Below are 14,923 nucleotides of genomic sequence, written 5' to 3' on the forward strand. Positions count from 1 at the left end.
AGAGCACTTGCTCTGTTATAGTCGTCGCATGCCGCGCCCCCGCATACACGACCCCGATACCGCGCTCGACGCCGCGGAATCGCTGGCGGTTCGTGGCGGTCCCGCCGCGGTCACCATCCGCGCCGTCGCCGCGGCCACCGGCATGTCGAACGGCGCGCTGTACCACAGTTTCGGATCGCGGTCCGGCGTGCTGGGGCGTGCGTGGTTGCGGGCCGCGCGGCGATTCGTCGCCGTGCAGAACGAGCTGGTCGACGCGCGATCGGACGCCGAAGACAGTGCGGCCGAGGATGATGCGGCCGGGCTCGACGCGGCGACCGAGGCGATCGTGGCCGCCGCGGAGGCGCCGAGCGTGTTCGCCGAACGCTTCCCCGACTCCTCTCGGCTGCTGCTCACCGTCTCCCGCGAGCAGCTGCTCGGCGAGGACCTACCCGAGGACGTGGCCGCCGACGTGCGCACCGCCGAACGTGCGCTGATCGATCTGATGGCGCGCCTCGCGCAGCGGCGATGGGGCCGCCGCGATCGCCGTGCGGTCGAGGTGCTCACCACCTGCCTGGTCGACCTGCCGACCGCCATCCTGATCCACCGCGACCGGATCGCCGAACCCTTTGCCCGCGAACAACTTCGGGCCGCCGTGCGCGCCGTGCTCGCGGTCGGACCGCCCCCGTGACCCTCGACAGTCCCCTACCGAAGGAACCATCATGCCCACCCTGGAATACCACGACAAGATCGCCGTCCTCGACCTCGGCGGTGACGAGAACCGCTTCTCCCCTGGCTTTCTCGACGAAGTGAACGCCCACCTGGACACTGTCCTGACCGAAGGCGCGCAGGGGTTGATCACCACCGCCAGTGGCAAGTTCTACTCCAACGGCCTCGACCTGGATTGGCTCAGCGCGAACATGGACCGCGGCCAGTGGTACGTCGGACGCGTACAGGCCCTGTTGGCGCGGGTGCTCACCCTGCCGGTGCCGACCGCGGCCGCGCTGCCCGGCCACGCCTTCGGTGCGGGCGCCATGCTCGCCATCGCCCACGACTACCGCGTGATGCGCGCCGACCGCGGCTACTTCTGCTTCCCCGAAGTCGACATCCGCATCCCCTTCACCCCCGGTATGGCCGCCCTCATCCAGGCCAAGCTGTCTCCGAAGGCCGCGGTCGACGCCATGACCACCGGCCGCCGCTACGGTGGCGAGGCCGCCGCCGAGCTCGATATCGTCGATGCGGCCGCCGCCGAAGGACAGGTGCTCGCGGGGGCGCTGGAAATGCTGATTCCGTTGGGCGGCAAGGACTCCGGCACGCTCGGTGCGATCAAGAACACCATGTTCGCGCCGGCCGTCGCGGCGTTGGCCACGCCGTAGGACCCTCGAGTCTCGGACACCTCCGGCGACCAGGCTTCCACCCCGATGCCCGGTCGCCGGACGCGTCCGCCCCACGTCGTCGGCGCACCGTCTCGGTCGAGGCATGCTGTCGCAGACCTCTCATACGCCTCGCACAGGTGGCAAGTTGTGCGAGGCGTATGAAAGACCTGCGAGGCCTGAGGATTTCGCGAGTGCTGGTGTCACTCGAGCGTTGGTGCCGATCGCGAGATCGGGTCGGTGGCGCGTTCGTGTGGGTGGGTTCAGTCGATCGACGAGCTCGCCGTCCAGGGCGAGTAGCCGACGAGGAAGACCCGCACCGCCCGCCGCACCACGGCGTCGATCTCGTCATCGGTGACGGCCTCCCCGAGCAGTGCCTTCTCACGGAGCCCGCCGTAAGCCAGCATTCCGAACTGGCGGGCGGCGGCCTCGGGATCCGGAACGCTCAGGGTGCCCAGCGCGCACTGTTCGCGCAGGTACGAGGCGAGGGTGGCGCCGAAACGTTCCATGACGTCGCGGTAGACCGCCGCCAATTGCGGAAAGCGAATCGCCTCGGCGGCGACGAGCCGATAGAGCCCGACTTCGGCGGGAGAGGTCCAGGCGCGAGCTATCTGTGTCCCGAAGAGAGTCAGCACGTGCTCGGGGTCGCCGTCGGAGGTCGCCATCGCGGCGGTGATCGCCTCGTGTGAGCGGGCGGCCAGATCGCCTGCCGCCGCCAAGAGCAACTCGTCTTTGCTCGGATATCGGGCGTAGATCGTCTTCTTCGACACCCCAGCCTCGCGCGCGATGCGAGCGAGGTTCGCCTCGGCGTATCCATGGGTCACGAACTCCGCCGACGCGACCGCGATGATGTGACGCCATCGCGCGGCCAGCGTGGACGCAGGCGGCCGACCGGGGCTCACTGTCCGCGGCCGGGATTGCTCCGACGATGCGCTCCTTCCTGCTGTCACGTTCTCGACCATCGCACACCCGCCCGCATTTCGGCCAACCAACCCTTGACAAATGGAACTCACGAGTTCCTATACTACAAAGGAACCCGTTGGTTCCGTTAATGCGCGGCCAGTACGGAGTCGCCGCGGAGAGGCCAGGACCCGCCGCATGACTCCATGACTGCGCGCGACGCCTCGAACATTTCCCCGGATATCGAGCTGATCGGTCGTTCGCCGACCGTGTGGAAGGACGCTGCAATGCCCATCGACCAGATTTCGGCGACACGCGCCGAAGTGACGAGTTGGTTTTTCGAGGACTATCTGCCGCGATGGGTCGGCGTTGCCGCCGGGACCTCCTCGGACGGACCCGAGTGCATCCTCGACTACTGGGGCACACCCATGCACGTGACCGTATCGGACCAGTCGTTCTGGTGCCTCGATCACGCCAGCGTTCTCGCATTTCTGGAGCTCAACCTCGCGCCGTTGCGCGAGTCGGGCTACAGCCACACCGTGGTGCCCGATCGCCGCGTCACCGTCTACAACGCCGTCGGCGCCGCGATCGAGGTGATCTGGTCTCGTCGCCGCGCGGACGAAAGCGAAATCCAGCGCTGGGCCGTTCATTTCGAAGTCGCCAAGTCCGCCGCCGGGTGGCGGGTGATCGCTGTCCAAGCCATCGACACCGCCACGAGCGTGCTCGGGGAGATCTGGTCCTGGGAATCGTCGACCGAGGTGGCCAGCCATGGCTGAGCAGAAGTATCCACCGCTGGTCATGCCCGAGGGTGTCCTCCGCGAGAAGTCCACGATCTGGAGCAACGGCATCCCGCTCGACGCGGACGTGTACCGCCCGGCGACCATCCCTTCCGAGGCCGCGCTACCCGCGGTGGTGTTGTGTCACGGCTGGGGCGGTAGCAAGCACACCGCCGAACGCTATGCCGCGCTGTTCGCCTCCGCGGGCATGATCACTCTCACTTTCACGCAGAGCAGCTGGTTCGGCTCCGGATCGCCACTGCATCTGGTCGGCGACGCCCCCGAACGTGACGACAACGACGAGGCTCTGGCCCGAGTGCGGTTCGTCCGAGATCTGGTCGACCCGTTCGCGTGGACCGCGAATCTCCTTGCCGCCCTCGACTACCTCGAAGGCGAGCCCAACGTCGACACCGCTCGTATCGGAGTCTGGGGAACCAGCTACGGCGGCGGCATCGCCGTCTACACCGCCGCCCACGACACCCGCGTCAAAGCCTTGACCGTTCAGGTGCCCGCCATCTCGCTCGGGCAGGGACCGCTCTTCGAATTCGCCCGCAAATACGCGATCGACACCGCCCGCGGCAATGCCGACGCCATCCCCAAGGGCATCGACCGATTTCCGACCGCGGAGGGCACCCCGTTCCTGGCCACCATGGCGCACTTCGATCCACTCACCCAAGTCGAGCGGTTGCAGGTGCCGACCTTGATCATCGATGCCGGCGAGGAGGAGTTGTTTCCCACTCCCGACAACGGGCGCCGCGCCGCCGAGATCCTCGAGGACGCGGGCGTCGTCGTGGTCGACTACCAGGTCATCCCCGGCATCACCCACTACGGCATCTATTTCGACGGCTACGAGCCCGGCAGCCGGGCCGCACTCGACTGGTTCGAGCGCTACCTATGACACCGTCACGGGCCCGCGGTCTCGTGGTGCCGACCGCACTCGGCGGGCTTCATGTGCACGACGCCGGGCCGGAACACAGTCCCGCAGTATTACTTTGGCCAAGTTTGTTCACCGACGGACAGACCGGCTGGGGGACACAACTCTCCGTTCTGCACAAGCTCGGGTGGAGAACGCTGCTGGTCGACCCCTACGGCACCGGCGAAAGCCCCTCGCCGCCACGGCTGTTCACGATGGAGGAATGCGCCGACGCAGCGGTACAGGCACTGGACGCCGCCGGTGTCGACCGCGCCGCCATCCTCGGGCTTTCCTGGGGCGGCTTCGTCGGATTGCGGGTCGCGCTCGCCGCACCCGAGCGTGTCGTCGCGCTGGTGCTGTCGAATTCCAGCGCGCGCCGAATGTCCCCGCTCGAACGTCAGCGCGATCGTGTGCTGTCGCTGCTCGTGCGGATCGGAATTCCCAGCCGCCCAGGCAAATCGGTGGTGGCTCAGTTGCTGGGCGAGTACACCCGAAGGCACGACCCCCAATTCGCCGCCGAACTTGCCGATTCCATCGATCGCCTCGACAACGTCGGCCTGTCCAGAGCCATGCGCTCGGTGCTGGCCGAACGCACCAGCGTGGTCGACGCCCTGGCGCGGATCACCGCCCCCACCCTGGTGATCGACGGCGCCGACGATCCCGCGTTCACCCGTGGCCACTCCGCGGAATTGGCGAAACGCATACCTGGCGCACAACTCGAAATACTCCCCCGCACCGGCCATCTCGCGCCGCGCGAATCAGCCCTCGCGGTCTCGAAACTCATCGAACAGTTCCTGACCGGACTGAACCCACGGTGACTTTACGCAGCAGCCTGTGCGAGCTGCACTGAAAGGAGCAAACAAATCATGACGGAATTGCGCTACGAAGTGCTGGTGAGCGACGGGGTTACCCGCAACCGGCCGGAACGCCTGCCCGACGGCGGGCCCATCGTGTCGTCCCCGTTGGCCTCGACGCTGATCATGGGCGAAAAGACGGCCGTGCTGGTCGACCCGCCGTTCACCCGCGAGCAGACCCGGCAGGTCGGCGAATGGGTGGCGAGCTTCGGAAAACAGCTGACCTATATCTACGCGACCCATGGGCACGGTGACCACTGGTTCGGCACCGGCGAACTGCTCGAACGATTCCCCGGCGCGATTCCGTATGCCACCGAAGGAACCATCGAAATAATGCGCAAGAATGTCGAGCTTCGGGAGTATTTCTGGGATTCCGACTTCCCGGGCCTGATTCCCGACACTCCCCTGGTCTACCAGCCGATCCCGGCCGAGGGATTGGAGCTGGAAGGTCATCGGATCACCGCCGTCGAAGTCGGCCACACCGACACCGACGACACCACCGTTCTGCACGTTCCTTCGATCGGCCTGGTCGTCGGAGGCGACGTGGTCTACAACGGAGTGCACCAGATGCTGCTGGAAACGGGTGGTGGCGGATTCGAATCATGGCTTGCCGCACTCGATATCGTGGAGTCGCTCGAACCCCGCGCGGTGGTGGCCGGACACAAGAACCGCGATCTGCCCGACGATCCCAGCATCATCGACCAGACTCGCCGATACCTGCGCGACGCACAACAGCTGCTCGCGGACAAGCCGACGCCACAGCAGTTCTTCGACGACATGGTCGCCCGCTATCCGGAGCGGCTCAACCTCGGCCCCGTCTGGTACGGCGCGCACGGCCTACTGGGGGTTCCTCTGCCGCACTGATCGCGGCGAGACCACGGAGTTGTCCGCAAGCCGTGGCGCGAACCAGTGCGCTACCGCAGACCTTCCGCACGCCTCGCACAGGCCACAAGCTTTGCGAGGCGTGTGAAAGGTGTGCGAGGCAAGCGGTGATCGTGCGGGCTCGATCTCGGCGGTTACCGCGACGGCGGGTTCTCCTGATCCGCCAAGTGGGTCTCGAAGAAGGCGAAGATGCGACGCCAGGCGTCGGCGGTCGCGTCGGCGTTGTAGCCGAGCCCGGTGACGCGCAGCAGCCGGTCGCCGGGGAAGGTGTTGGCGAAGCCGTGGGTGACGCCCGGGTACGTCTTGATGTCGTGGGCGACACCGAATTCGGTGAGCGTGCGCTCCAGTTTGGCGGGTGCGCCGACCAGGGACGGGTCGAGGCGGCCGTAGCTGGCGACCACCGGGCAGATGCCGTCGAGCAAGGTCCGGTAGTCGCCGTAGAGGCCCGGATAGAAGGGGGCCGCCGCGTCGAAGCCGCGGGGTGCGGTCAGTAGCGCGAACCCGCCGCCCATGCAGAAACCGATCACGGCGGTGCGGCCGGTGCACGCCGGATCGGCCACCAGGCGATCGCGTGCCGCGAGGATGTCGCGCAGCGGGACCGCGTCGGCGTCGGATTTGCCGCCGGTGAACCACAATGCGCGCATCACCGCCCGCATACAGCGTGCGCGGCCGCGCGAGAACAGATCGGGGGCGATCGCCAGGTAGCCGTGCTCGGCGAGCATCGCCACGTGCCCCTCGAGATCCGGGCCGAACCCCAGCACGTCGTGCACAACGACGACGCCCGGCCACGGACCCGCACCCGAAGGCCGGGCGATCAGCGCGGGCAGGGGGCCGTCCGGTGCGCTCAGCTCGACCGTGTCCATGATCGGAAATGTACGCCGTGCGGGTCGAGGGCGGGCCGCGTTGACGGAAGCGCGATTCGCCGGGCCTCGGCGGTTGCCCGGAGGATGCGGGCCCGACCGAAACTGGACCACCGACCGATCCGGCGCTGGTGCGGCGGGTTCGTCATCGCCTTCAGCAGGATGTCGTCGAAACCGGCGCCGGAGAAGGTCGCGACGCCGCTACCTCGAGATGGTGAGTGTCACCGAGGCTCGATACCTCGCGGTTGTGAAAGAAGTCGTCCTCGGTGAGCACGGTGATACTGCCCGACGCCGCTCGGAAGGCGACGTAACCCGCCGAATCGATCGGCATCCCGATCCACGCCGCCACCACGAATGTCATTGCGCCGCCGTGCGTCACGATCACTTGGTGCTCGCCGGGGCTGTCCAGGATCTCTCCCATCGCGGCGTAGATGCGCTGCGCCAGAGACATTTTGGTCTCCGCACCCGCGATGCCCTCGCCGTGGCGCAGACGTTCGCCGACCGCGGGCGGCGGAACGAATCGCCGATCCAGCCACGCCTGCGGCCGTCCGCCCGCCTCGCCGTAGGACTTCTCGCGCAGTCTCGCGTCGAGAATCGGCGCCACGCCCAACGCCTCGCCGATCGCTTCGGCCGTCTGCGCGGTGCGCAGCAGATCCGAGGAGTACACCCGCACATCGGCGTCCTCGGGTATCCGCGCCCGCAGTGCCTCGCCGATAGCCGCCGCGGCGCACAGGCCCGCCGCGGTGAGCTGCGAGTCGTACCAACCGCCGACCACCCGGTCGACGTGATGGGTCGCCTCCGGGTGCGTGACGACGTAGATCTTGCGCACCGAATCTCCTTCTCGCGCGGGCTGCCCGGAGCAGTTCGGGTGGCGCGCACGGCCGATCGCCGACCGCGCTGAAAGGGACTCCCACCCACTTTCACAGTAACGGCTCGGACAAGGAAAAACATCGGCCCGCAGGGCGATGTTCGATGGGAGGCACTTCCCTAGCCTGGTGACCTCTACCCGGATCGATCGATACGGAGGAACAGTGGACAATCTGGACGACAAGGTCGCCGTGGTCACCGGCGCCGGCAGTGGTATCGGGCGCGGGATGGCCGAAGCGTTCGTCGCGGCGGGTATGCGTGTGGTGCTCGCCGACATCGAGGAAGCCGCGCTCGGCGCCACCGCAGCCGAGCTGCGCGACGCGGGCGCCGACGTGCACCCCGTGGTCACCGACGTGTCGGTACCCGGCGACGTCGCCGGCCTGGCCGAATCCGCGTTGCGCGCCTACGGCGCCGTGCACGTGCTGTGCAACAACGCGGGCGTCTTCGCGGGCAGCAAGCCCAGCTGGGAGAGCACGCTCGACGACTGGGCGTGGGTGCTCGGCGTCAATCTGATGGGCGTGGTGCACGGCATCCGCGCGTTTCTGCCCGTGATGATCGAGCAGGGCGAGCAGGCGCACATCGTCAACACCGCGTCGATCGCCGGATTGATCGCGGGCGGCTCGGTGTACGGGGCGTCGAAAACCGCTGTGGTCGCGCTCTCGGAAACCGTCCAGTTCGAACTCGTCGACGGCGGATACCGGCCGCGCGTCTCGGTGCTGTGCCCCGGACTGGTCGACACCGGTATCTACATGTCCGAACGCAATCGCCCGGCGCGATATCCACGGGTCGGCCCGCGCCCGAGTGGTTGGTCGATCGACGCGGCCAGGCAGGCGTTCCAGCAGGGCCTCGATCCGCGCGGCGTCGGCGACCTGGTGGTGGAGGCGATCCGCGAGGAACGCTTCTACGTCCTCACCGGCACCGGATACCTCGAGCACATCCGGCACCGCGCCGAACAGATCGTCGAGCAGGAGAACCCGACGATGCCGCCGATGGTGGCGAACTGATCCACCCGGGTGCGCACCAGCCTTCACCGAGAATCGGGCGCCAGGCATTGCGGCGGCAGCGGGAACCAGCGCAGCGCTTCGAAATGCGATGGGAGGCCGGTGTAACCGTCGGGGACCTCATCGGGGCGTGCCTCGAACAGGGCGCGGGCCGTACGGAGGTGTTCGGCCAACGCGTCCTCGTCGAGGGTCTCGCGGTCTGTCGAATAGTGCAGCGCGCCCGCGCTGTCGTACCAGAGGTCCGCCAGACGCAGCGGGGGCTGGTGGGTCCCCTCGCGGTGGCGCCACAGGCCGGTGTCCGGACTGAAGACGTAGTCGGTGAGGAGACGGTGGCCGAACGAGGCCAGCAGTTCCACGGCCTCGATCAGATAGTCGCGCACGGTGTCGGAAATGAAGTAGTTGAAGTTGACACGTGTCCAGCCGGGTTTGATGCCTTCGCAACCCAGGGCGATCTCGTCTCGGTAGGCGGCCGAATTCTGCGCATCGATCGCCAGGAGCCGGTGCCCGTACGGGCCAGCGCAGGAGCAGCCGCCGCGAGCTTGGATGCCGAACAAATCGTTGAGCAGCGCGACGACGTAGTTGTGGTGCAGGTAGCGATCCACACCGGACCGGACGCGGAAGGACACGATGGACAGTCGTCGGGCACGAGGGTGGCCGAGGATATCGATGTTCGGGTGATCGCGCCACCGGCCGAAGGCATGACGCCACAGCCGCTGTTCCCGTTGCTCGATGAGGTCGGTACCGACCGCGTCTTTGAGCGCGAAGACCAGACCGGCACGGATCGACTCGATGATCGCCGGGGTTCCGCCCTCTTCCCTGGCAACGGGATCATCCAGGTAGCGGTGCCCGATCGGGTCCACGAACGCCACCGTGCCGCCGCCCGGCACGGTGGGCACGGCGTTGCGCACCAACTCACGACGGACCACCAGAACGCCAGGAGTCTGCGGTCCGCCGACGAACTTGTGCGGCGAGAGGAAGATCGCGTCCTTGTGGTCGCCACGACCGGGAGCGCTCTCCCGCACCCGGATCGGCACGTAGGGACCGGCAGCAGCGAAGTCCCAGAAGGACAACGCGCCGTGCTCGTGAAGCAGGGCGGCGATCCGGTCGGTATCCGATAAGACGCCGGTGACATTCGAGGCGGCCGAGAAGCTACCTATGCGCAACGGCCGGTCCGCGTAGTGGATCAGCCGCTGCTCGAGTTGTCGCTGATCGATCTGACCGTCGGCGTCTTCGTCGATCACCACCAGGTCGGCGATGGATTCCCGCCATGGCAACTCGTTGGAGTGGTGTTCGTAGGGACCGATGAAGACCACCGGTCGCTGCGCATCGGGAATCTTCCCGTCCCACCGGTAACGCTCGACCAGCCCGGACGGAACGCGGAGCTCGAGAATGCCCACCAGCTTGTTTACCGCCGCCGTGGCCCCGGACCCGCAAAAGATCACCAGATCGTTCTCGGTGCCGCCGACGGCGTCGTGGATGATCCGGCGTGCGTCCTGCCGCAGCAGTGAAGTCTGCAATCCGGTGCCGGAGCTCTCGGTGTGGGTGTTGGCGTAGCGCGGCAACACCTGCCCGCGGATGAAGTCTTCGAGGAAATCCAGCGACCGGCCCGAGGCGGTGTAGTCGGCGTAGGTGATCCGGCGCCGACCATAGGGTCCGTCCAAGACCGCGCCTTCACCGATAACCCCCTGCCGAACTCGCTCGAGCAACGGTGAGGTGGGGACCGGCGCGGCCGAGACATCCACACTTCCCATTGTCATGTCCATGCCGTCCCTCTTTTCACCGTGGAGCACCGATACCCGGCTACCAACCACCGTGCCCCGGAGCCACGCGCCGCGCCAGGGCCATTGGTCCGCCTGCTGAATTATTCGAGCAACTATTTGCTGAAGATATGCTGTATCGGTGGTGTCCGCGCCGCCGCCGATGCTGGCCCGTTCCGGACGACCGCCCGCTGACCCGGACGGTTGGGCTTTCGAGATGAAATGGGACGGCATGCGCGCCATCGCCGCGGCGGCCGAAGGGACGTGTCAGCTCTACAGCCGCAACCGCAAACAGGTCACCGGCTCGTTCCCCGAGATCGCCGCCGCCGTCGCCGCCGCGGCAGGCGATCACCGGGTGACCATCGACGGAGAGATCGTCGCGCCGGAGCGAGCGAGCGGCGCACCGTCGTTCTCCCGGCTTCAGCGACGCATGCACGTGCAGACGCCGTCCGCGCAGCTGATCCACGACGTTCCCGTGCTCTACATGATCTTCGACCTGCTCGCCCTCGACGGGCACGCCACCGTCGCCGTGCCGTACTCGCAGCGGCGAGAACTGCTGGCGCGGCTCGACCTCGCCCGCCCGCCGATCCAGTTGTCGCCCTATTGGACCGACGTCGATCCCGAGACGCTGGCGGCGGCCGCGGCGGAGAACGGGCTAGAGGGCCTGGTCGCCAAACGCCTCGACTCCACGTATCAACCCGGCGAGCGGACGCGCAACTGGATCAAGACGCCGTTCCGGAAGACCGCCGAAGCCGTCATCGCCGGATGGTTGCCGGGAAATGGCCCGTTCGCCAAGACATTCGGCTCTTTGATACTGGGAGCACACAATTCGGCGGGGCGGCTGGTGCCGATCGGGAACGTCGGCACCGGATGGACACTCGTCGAACGCCGCAGCCTGCGCGCCCGCCTCGACGAAATCGCCCGTCCCGATACGCCTTTCGATGTGCCGCCGCCGCGCGCGGTGGCAGCGGCGGCGCACTGGGTCGAGCCCGAATTGGTCGCCGATATCGAATATCGCGAGGCCACATCCGAGGGATTGCGTCATCCCAGCTGGCGGGGGCTGCGCATCGACAAGACTCCCGCCGAGATCACTTGGGAAGCACCAGAGTAGAAGCAACGAACGCTCACGCTCAGCGCCTCTCACCGCTGACCTCACCCGGAGAACGAATCATGAGCCGCTACAGCCTGCGAGACAAAGTCGTCCTGATCACCGGCGCCACCGGCGGCATCGGAGCCGCCTGTGCCCGTGAACTGCTCGACCGTGGAGCTCGGCTGGTCCTCGTCGACCTGGACCAGGCCGCCCTCGACGCTCTCGCCGCCGAGCTGGGGCGCGACGCGGTGCTCGCGGTCACCGCCGACGTGACCTCCCTCGCGCGGATGCGCTGGGCCGCCGATCAGGCGGTCGCCCGCTTCGGCCGCATCGACGTCGTGTTCGCCAACGCCGGTATCGCCGTCGATCCGCCGGTCACCGTCGCCACCGCCGACGTGGCGGCCTACGAAAAGGTCATCGAGGTGAACCTGCTCGGCGTGTGGCGCACCGTCAAAGCCTGCCTGGACGAGGTCGTCCGCAACGACGGCTACGTCCTGGTGAACGCGTCGATCTACGCGTTCATGAACGGACTCGCCAACTCCGCCTACGCCACGTCCAAGGCCGGGGTCGAAATGTTCGGCCGCTCGCTGCGAGCCGAGCTCGTGCACACCGGCGCTCGCGCAGGCGTCCTGCTTCCCGGCTGGGTCGTCACACCCCTCGCCCGCCCCGCGCTCGGCGGCAACCGGACCGCGACCACCATGGCCGAACGCGCCTTCAAAGGCCCGCTGGGAAAACCGGTACAGCCCGAACAGATCGCACGCGCGGTCGCGGCCGGTATCGAACGACGAGCGGCCCGCATCGTCGAACCCCGACGCTGGGTACCGTTCTCACTGCTCCGCGGCCTTTTCGCCACCGCAACCGACGCCTGGCTCGACCGGGACACCACCATGGCCACACACATTCAGCGTCTCGAATCCGAAGCGAAACGCTGACCCGGGCGCGGTCGGCGCATCCCGTACCACCCGGGCGCCGACGGGTTGCCGCGATACCCCGGTGGCCGGATCGCCCGGGCAGAGTTCGCCGAAATCGACGACGCCGGACAGTGTTCCGTCCGCGACGACGATGCCGCGCTGCAATCGCCACAGACGCGACCGGTGCGGGGTTTGCCGACCTCACCGCGCTCGATGCCATCGGTGCCGCGCTGCGGATCGGCACACGCGCAACCGGTGTGAAAACTGTCGATCTCGAGGCGGGTGGCGGACGTCAGCGGCGGAAACGCTGCCACCACCGGCGCGGCGGCGGACTCGCGGCCTCCGGCGCACGCCGCGGAGCAGCAGACGACGACGTCCCGGGCGCGAGTGTGTGGTCGGCACGCCAGTGAGCCACCACCGCGTCGGCGTCCACCGGCCCGACCGGCACGTGCGGCGGCGTCGGCGCCCGCAGATAGCGGACCACGCGCCGATTGAGTTCGGCGATCGCGGCGCGAACCTGACGCTCGGCATCGAATTCGGCCACCGTCTCCTCAATGCGCTCCACATCGCGGCGCAGAACGAGCGAGTCCGGCAGCATGCCGTCGGCGCGCACCCCTTCGCGCCGCAGGTAGTCGCGCAACCACCAGTTCTCGTCCACGGGGGTGCCCGCCCCGGGAATCGGGCGGCCCGCGCCGCGCAGATTGTCGAACTCGCCGCGCTCGGTAGCCTCGCGGACCTGTTTGTCGATCCACGATTCGAAGGTCAGATCCGGCGGTTTGCGCTCGGTCACGTCATCCAGCGTACCGAGGCGGGTGTGGCGGCTTCGCGACGTCGGAATGGGATTGTCCGAGAACAGGATTCGGGGAAAGTCCGCGCGTGACCGCTGGCGCGACCTACCGTCGAGGCACAGTGCCGGGCGTCGTGAGTGAGACCGAAATGACCGAACCGAACACCTCCTGTGCCGCTTTTCAGCGCGTGGCCGCGATCGATCCGGACGCCGTGGCCGTCCGATCGATCGGAGGGAAACAAAGCCTGACATGGCGCGAGTACGCCGACCAGGTCCGTGCCGTCGCCGGCGGACTCAGCGCGCTCGGCGTCGGGCGCGGCGACACCGTGGCGTTGATGATGGGCAACCGCGTCGAGTTCTATCCGCTCGAGGTCGGCGCGCAGCACACCGGCGCCACCTCGTTCTCGGTGTACAACACGCTCTCCCCCGACCAGTTGCGGTACGTGTTCACCAATGCGGGCAACCGGGTGGTGATCTGCGAGGAACAGTACGTCGAGCGGGTTCGCAGCTGCGGTGCGCCGATCGAAACCATCGTCTGCGTCGACGGCGCGCCCGCCGGAACACTCGGCGTCACCGAACTCATGGCCTCGGCTGCCGCCGATTTCGATTTCGAGGCGACCTGGCGGGCCGTGCGCCCGGACGACATCGTCACCCTCTGCTACACCTCCGGCACCACCGGCAACCCCAAGGGCGTGGAGATCACCCACGAGAATCTGCTGTTCGAGGCGCGCGCGTTCGCCTCGGTGCTGCCGGTCGAATTCGGCGACCGCCAGACCTCGTACCTGCCGACCGCGCACATGGCCGACCGATTCACCGCGCTGTATCTGCAGGAGGTGTTCGGCACGCAGATCACCGCCGTCCCCGATCGCGCCCAGTTGCCCGCCGCGCTGCTCGACGTGCGCCCCACCATCTGGGGCGCCGTGCCGCGGGTGTGGGAGAAGTTCAAGGCGGCGATCGAGTTCTCTGTCGCGAACGAGGCCGATCCCACTACCAAAGCCGCCCTGCAGTGGGCCCTCGACACGGCCCGCCGCAAGGCCGAGGCCCGGCTGCGCGGCGAGTCGCTCGATCCCGCCCTCGCCGAGGAATGGGCGCGCGCCGATGCCGCTGTGCTGTCGAAGCTGCGCGCGAAACTCGGCCTGGACCAGGTGAAGTGGGCGATGTCGGGCGCCGCGCCGGTGCCGCCGGAGACGCTCGGCTTCTTCTTCGGGCTCGGTATCCCGATCTCCGAGGTGTGGGGCATGTCCGAGCTGACCTGCGTGGCCAGCGTCAGCCCGCCGCAGCAGGCGCGCCTCGGCACCGTCGGCAAACTACTGCCCGGGCTCGAGGGCGCCGTCGCCGAGGACGGTGAATTCCTGGTGCGGGGACCGCTGGTGATGCGCGGTTACCGCAAGGAACCGGACAAGACCGCCGACGCGGTCGACGACGAGGGCTGGCTGCACACCGGTGACATCATCACCGTCGACGCGGACGGCTACCTGAAGGTGGTCGACCGCAAGAAGGAATTGATCATCAATTCGGCGGGCAAGAACATGTCTCCCGCCAATATCGAGAACGCCGTCAAGGCGGCCACGCCGCTGGTCGGATCGCTGGCCGTGATCGGGGACCGGCGGCCGTTCACCACCGCGCTCATCGTGCTCGACGCCGAATCCGCGGCACCCTATGCCGCACAGCACGGACTGCCGGATTCTTCGGCCGCCGCGCTGGCCGCCGACCCGGGCGTGATCGCGGCGATCGCGCGCGGCGTCGCGGCGGGCAACGCGACGCTGTCGCGGGTCGAGCAGGTCAAGCGGTTCACGATCCTGCCCGTCTTCTGGGAGCCGGGCGGCGACGAGATCACCCTGACCATGAAACTGCGCCGCAAGCCCATCGCCGAGAAGTACGCGGTCGAGATCGAGGCGCTCTACGCGGATCGGCCGGACGGTTCGGTGCACGAGCCGATCGAAGCGCTGGACATCGCGGTGAGCTAGGCGGCGACC

Annotated in this window: 15 protein-coding genes; 10 read left to right on the top strand and 5 right to left on the bottom strand. The window is 67.9% G+C overall.

What is annotated here, in order from left to right; genetic code table 11:
* The first annotated feature begins 28 nt into the window (after positions 1-28).
* Together AC3ERS_RS10080 and AC3ERS_RS10085 are read left to right on the top strand one after the other, a co-directional pair.
* The gene (locus AC3ERS_RS10080; RefSeq protein WP_431965855.1) at positions 29-667 is read left to right on the top strand and encodes a TetR/AcrR family transcriptional regulator; all 639 of its coding nucleotides are present in this window, start codon (positions 29-31) and stop codon (positions 665-667) included.
* Positions 668-698: 31 nt separating this feature from the next.
* Positions 699-1,352: an enoyl-CoA hydratase-related protein gene (locus AC3ERS_RS10085; protein ID WP_431965857.1), complete on the top strand. Its 654-nt coding sequence runs from the start codon at positions 699-701 to the stop codon at positions 1,350-1,352.
* A 260-nt stretch (positions 1,353-1,612) separates the two neighbouring features.
* Here the strand turns inward: AC3ERS_RS10085 and AC3ERS_RS10090 are convergent, their stop codons facing one another.
* Complete coding sequence (locus AC3ERS_RS10090; RefSeq protein ID WP_431965859.1) at positions 1,613-2,299, bottom strand: TetR/AcrR family transcriptional regulator; 687 nt, start codon at positions 2,297-2,299, stop codon at positions 1,613-1,615.
* 237 nt (positions 2,300-2,536) lie between these two features.
* Between AC3ERS_RS10090 and AC3ERS_RS10095 the strand changes: the two genes are divergently transcribed.
* From AC3ERS_RS10095 to AC3ERS_RS10110, 4 genes are all read left to right on the top strand, one after another.
* Positions 2,537-3,025 (top strand): DUF6841 family protein, encoded by a 489-nt coding sequence (locus AC3ERS_RS10095; protein ID WP_435593239.1) that lies wholly within the window; start codon positions 2,537-2,539, stop codon positions 3,023-3,025.
* Positions 3,018-3,923 carry an alpha/beta hydrolase gene (locus tag AC3ERS_RS10100; protein ID WP_431965863.1) on the top strand — a complete coding sequence of 302 codons (906 nt, stop codon included), beginning with the start codon at positions 3,018-3,020 and terminating at the stop codon, positions 3,921-3,923. The genes AC3ERS_RS10095 and AC3ERS_RS10100 overlap by 8 nt, the downstream gene beginning before the upstream one ends.
* A gap of 104 nt (positions 3,924-4,027) precedes the next feature.
* Positions 4,028-4,756: an alpha/beta fold hydrolase gene (locus AC3ERS_RS10105; protein ID WP_431965865.1), complete on the top strand. Its 729-nt coding sequence runs from the start codon at positions 4,028-4,030 to the stop codon at positions 4,754-4,756.
* 48 nt (positions 4,757-4,804) lie between these two features.
* Complete coding sequence (locus AC3ERS_RS10110) at positions 4,805-5,656, top strand: MBL fold metallo-hydrolase (RefSeq protein ID WP_431965867.1); 852 nt, start codon at positions 4,805-4,807, stop codon at positions 5,654-5,656.
* Between the two features lie 152 nt (positions 5,657-5,808).
* On the opposite strand, the gene AC3ERS_RS10115 is transcribed toward AC3ERS_RS10110, so the two are convergent.
* Together AC3ERS_RS10115 and AC3ERS_RS10120 are read right to left on the bottom strand one after the other, a co-directional pair.
* On the bottom strand, positions 5,809-6,537 hold the full coding sequence (locus AC3ERS_RS10115) for a dienelactone hydrolase family protein (RefSeq protein WP_431965869.1): 729 nt from the start codon (positions 6,535-6,537) through the stop codon (positions 5,809-5,811).
* Between the two features lie 151 nt (positions 6,538-6,688).
* Positions 6,689-7,363: a histidine phosphatase family protein gene (locus AC3ERS_RS10120; RefSeq protein ID WP_431965871.1), complete on the bottom strand. Its 675-nt coding sequence runs from the start codon at positions 7,361-7,363 to the stop codon at positions 6,689-6,691.
* 202 nt (positions 7,364-7,565) lie between these two features.
* On the opposite strand from AC3ERS_RS10120, the gene AC3ERS_RS10125 reads away from it, so the two are divergent.
* On the top strand, positions 7,566-8,405 hold the full coding sequence (locus tag AC3ERS_RS10125; protein ID WP_431965873.1) for an SDR family NAD(P)-dependent oxidoreductase: 840 nt from the start codon (positions 7,566-7,568) through the stop codon (positions 8,403-8,405).
* A gap of 23 nt (positions 8,406-8,428) precedes the next feature.
* On the opposite strand, the gene AC3ERS_RS10130 is transcribed toward AC3ERS_RS10125, so the two are convergent.
* Complete coding sequence (locus AC3ERS_RS10130; RefSeq protein ID WP_431965875.1) at positions 8,429-10,153, bottom strand: aminotransferase class V-fold PLP-dependent enzyme; 1,725 nt, start codon at positions 10,151-10,153, stop codon at positions 8,429-8,431.
* A gap of 148 nt (positions 10,154-10,301) precedes the next feature.
* Between AC3ERS_RS10130 and ligD the strand changes: the two genes are divergently transcribed.
* Both ligD and AC3ERS_RS10140 read left to right on the top strand, forming a co-directional pair.
* The gene (ligD, locus tag AC3ERS_RS10135) at positions 10,302-11,270 is read left to right on the top strand and encodes a non-homologous end-joining DNA ligase (RefSeq protein WP_431965877.1); all 969 of its coding nucleotides are present in this window, start codon (positions 10,302-10,304) and stop codon (positions 11,268-11,270) included.
* 59 nt (positions 11,271-11,329) lie between these two features.
* The gene (locus tag AC3ERS_RS10140) at positions 11,330-12,181 is read left to right on the top strand and encodes an SDR family NAD(P)-dependent oxidoreductase (protein ID WP_431965879.1); all 852 of its coding nucleotides are present in this window, start codon (positions 11,330-11,332) and stop codon (positions 12,179-12,181) included.
* 271 nt (positions 12,182-12,452) lie between these two features.
* Here AC3ERS_RS10140 and AC3ERS_RS10145 read toward each other — a convergent pair whose 3' ends face one another.
* Positions 12,453-12,950, bottom strand: coding sequence for a DnaJ family domain-containing protein (locus AC3ERS_RS10145; RefSeq protein ID WP_431965881.1), 498 nt, complete (start codon positions 12,948-12,950; stop codon positions 12,453-12,455).
* 146 nt (positions 12,951-13,096) lie between these two features.
* On the opposite strand from AC3ERS_RS10145, the gene fadD11 reads away from it, so the two are divergent.
* Positions 13,097-14,914 (top strand): fatty acid--CoA ligase FadD11, encoded by a 1,818-nt coding sequence (fadD11, locus tag AC3ERS_RS10150; protein WP_431966173.1) that lies wholly within the window; start codon positions 13,097-13,099, stop codon positions 14,912-14,914.
* Positions 14,915-14,923: the final 9 nt, after the last annotated feature.

Source organism: Nocardia sp. bgisy134, assembly GCF_057708325.1.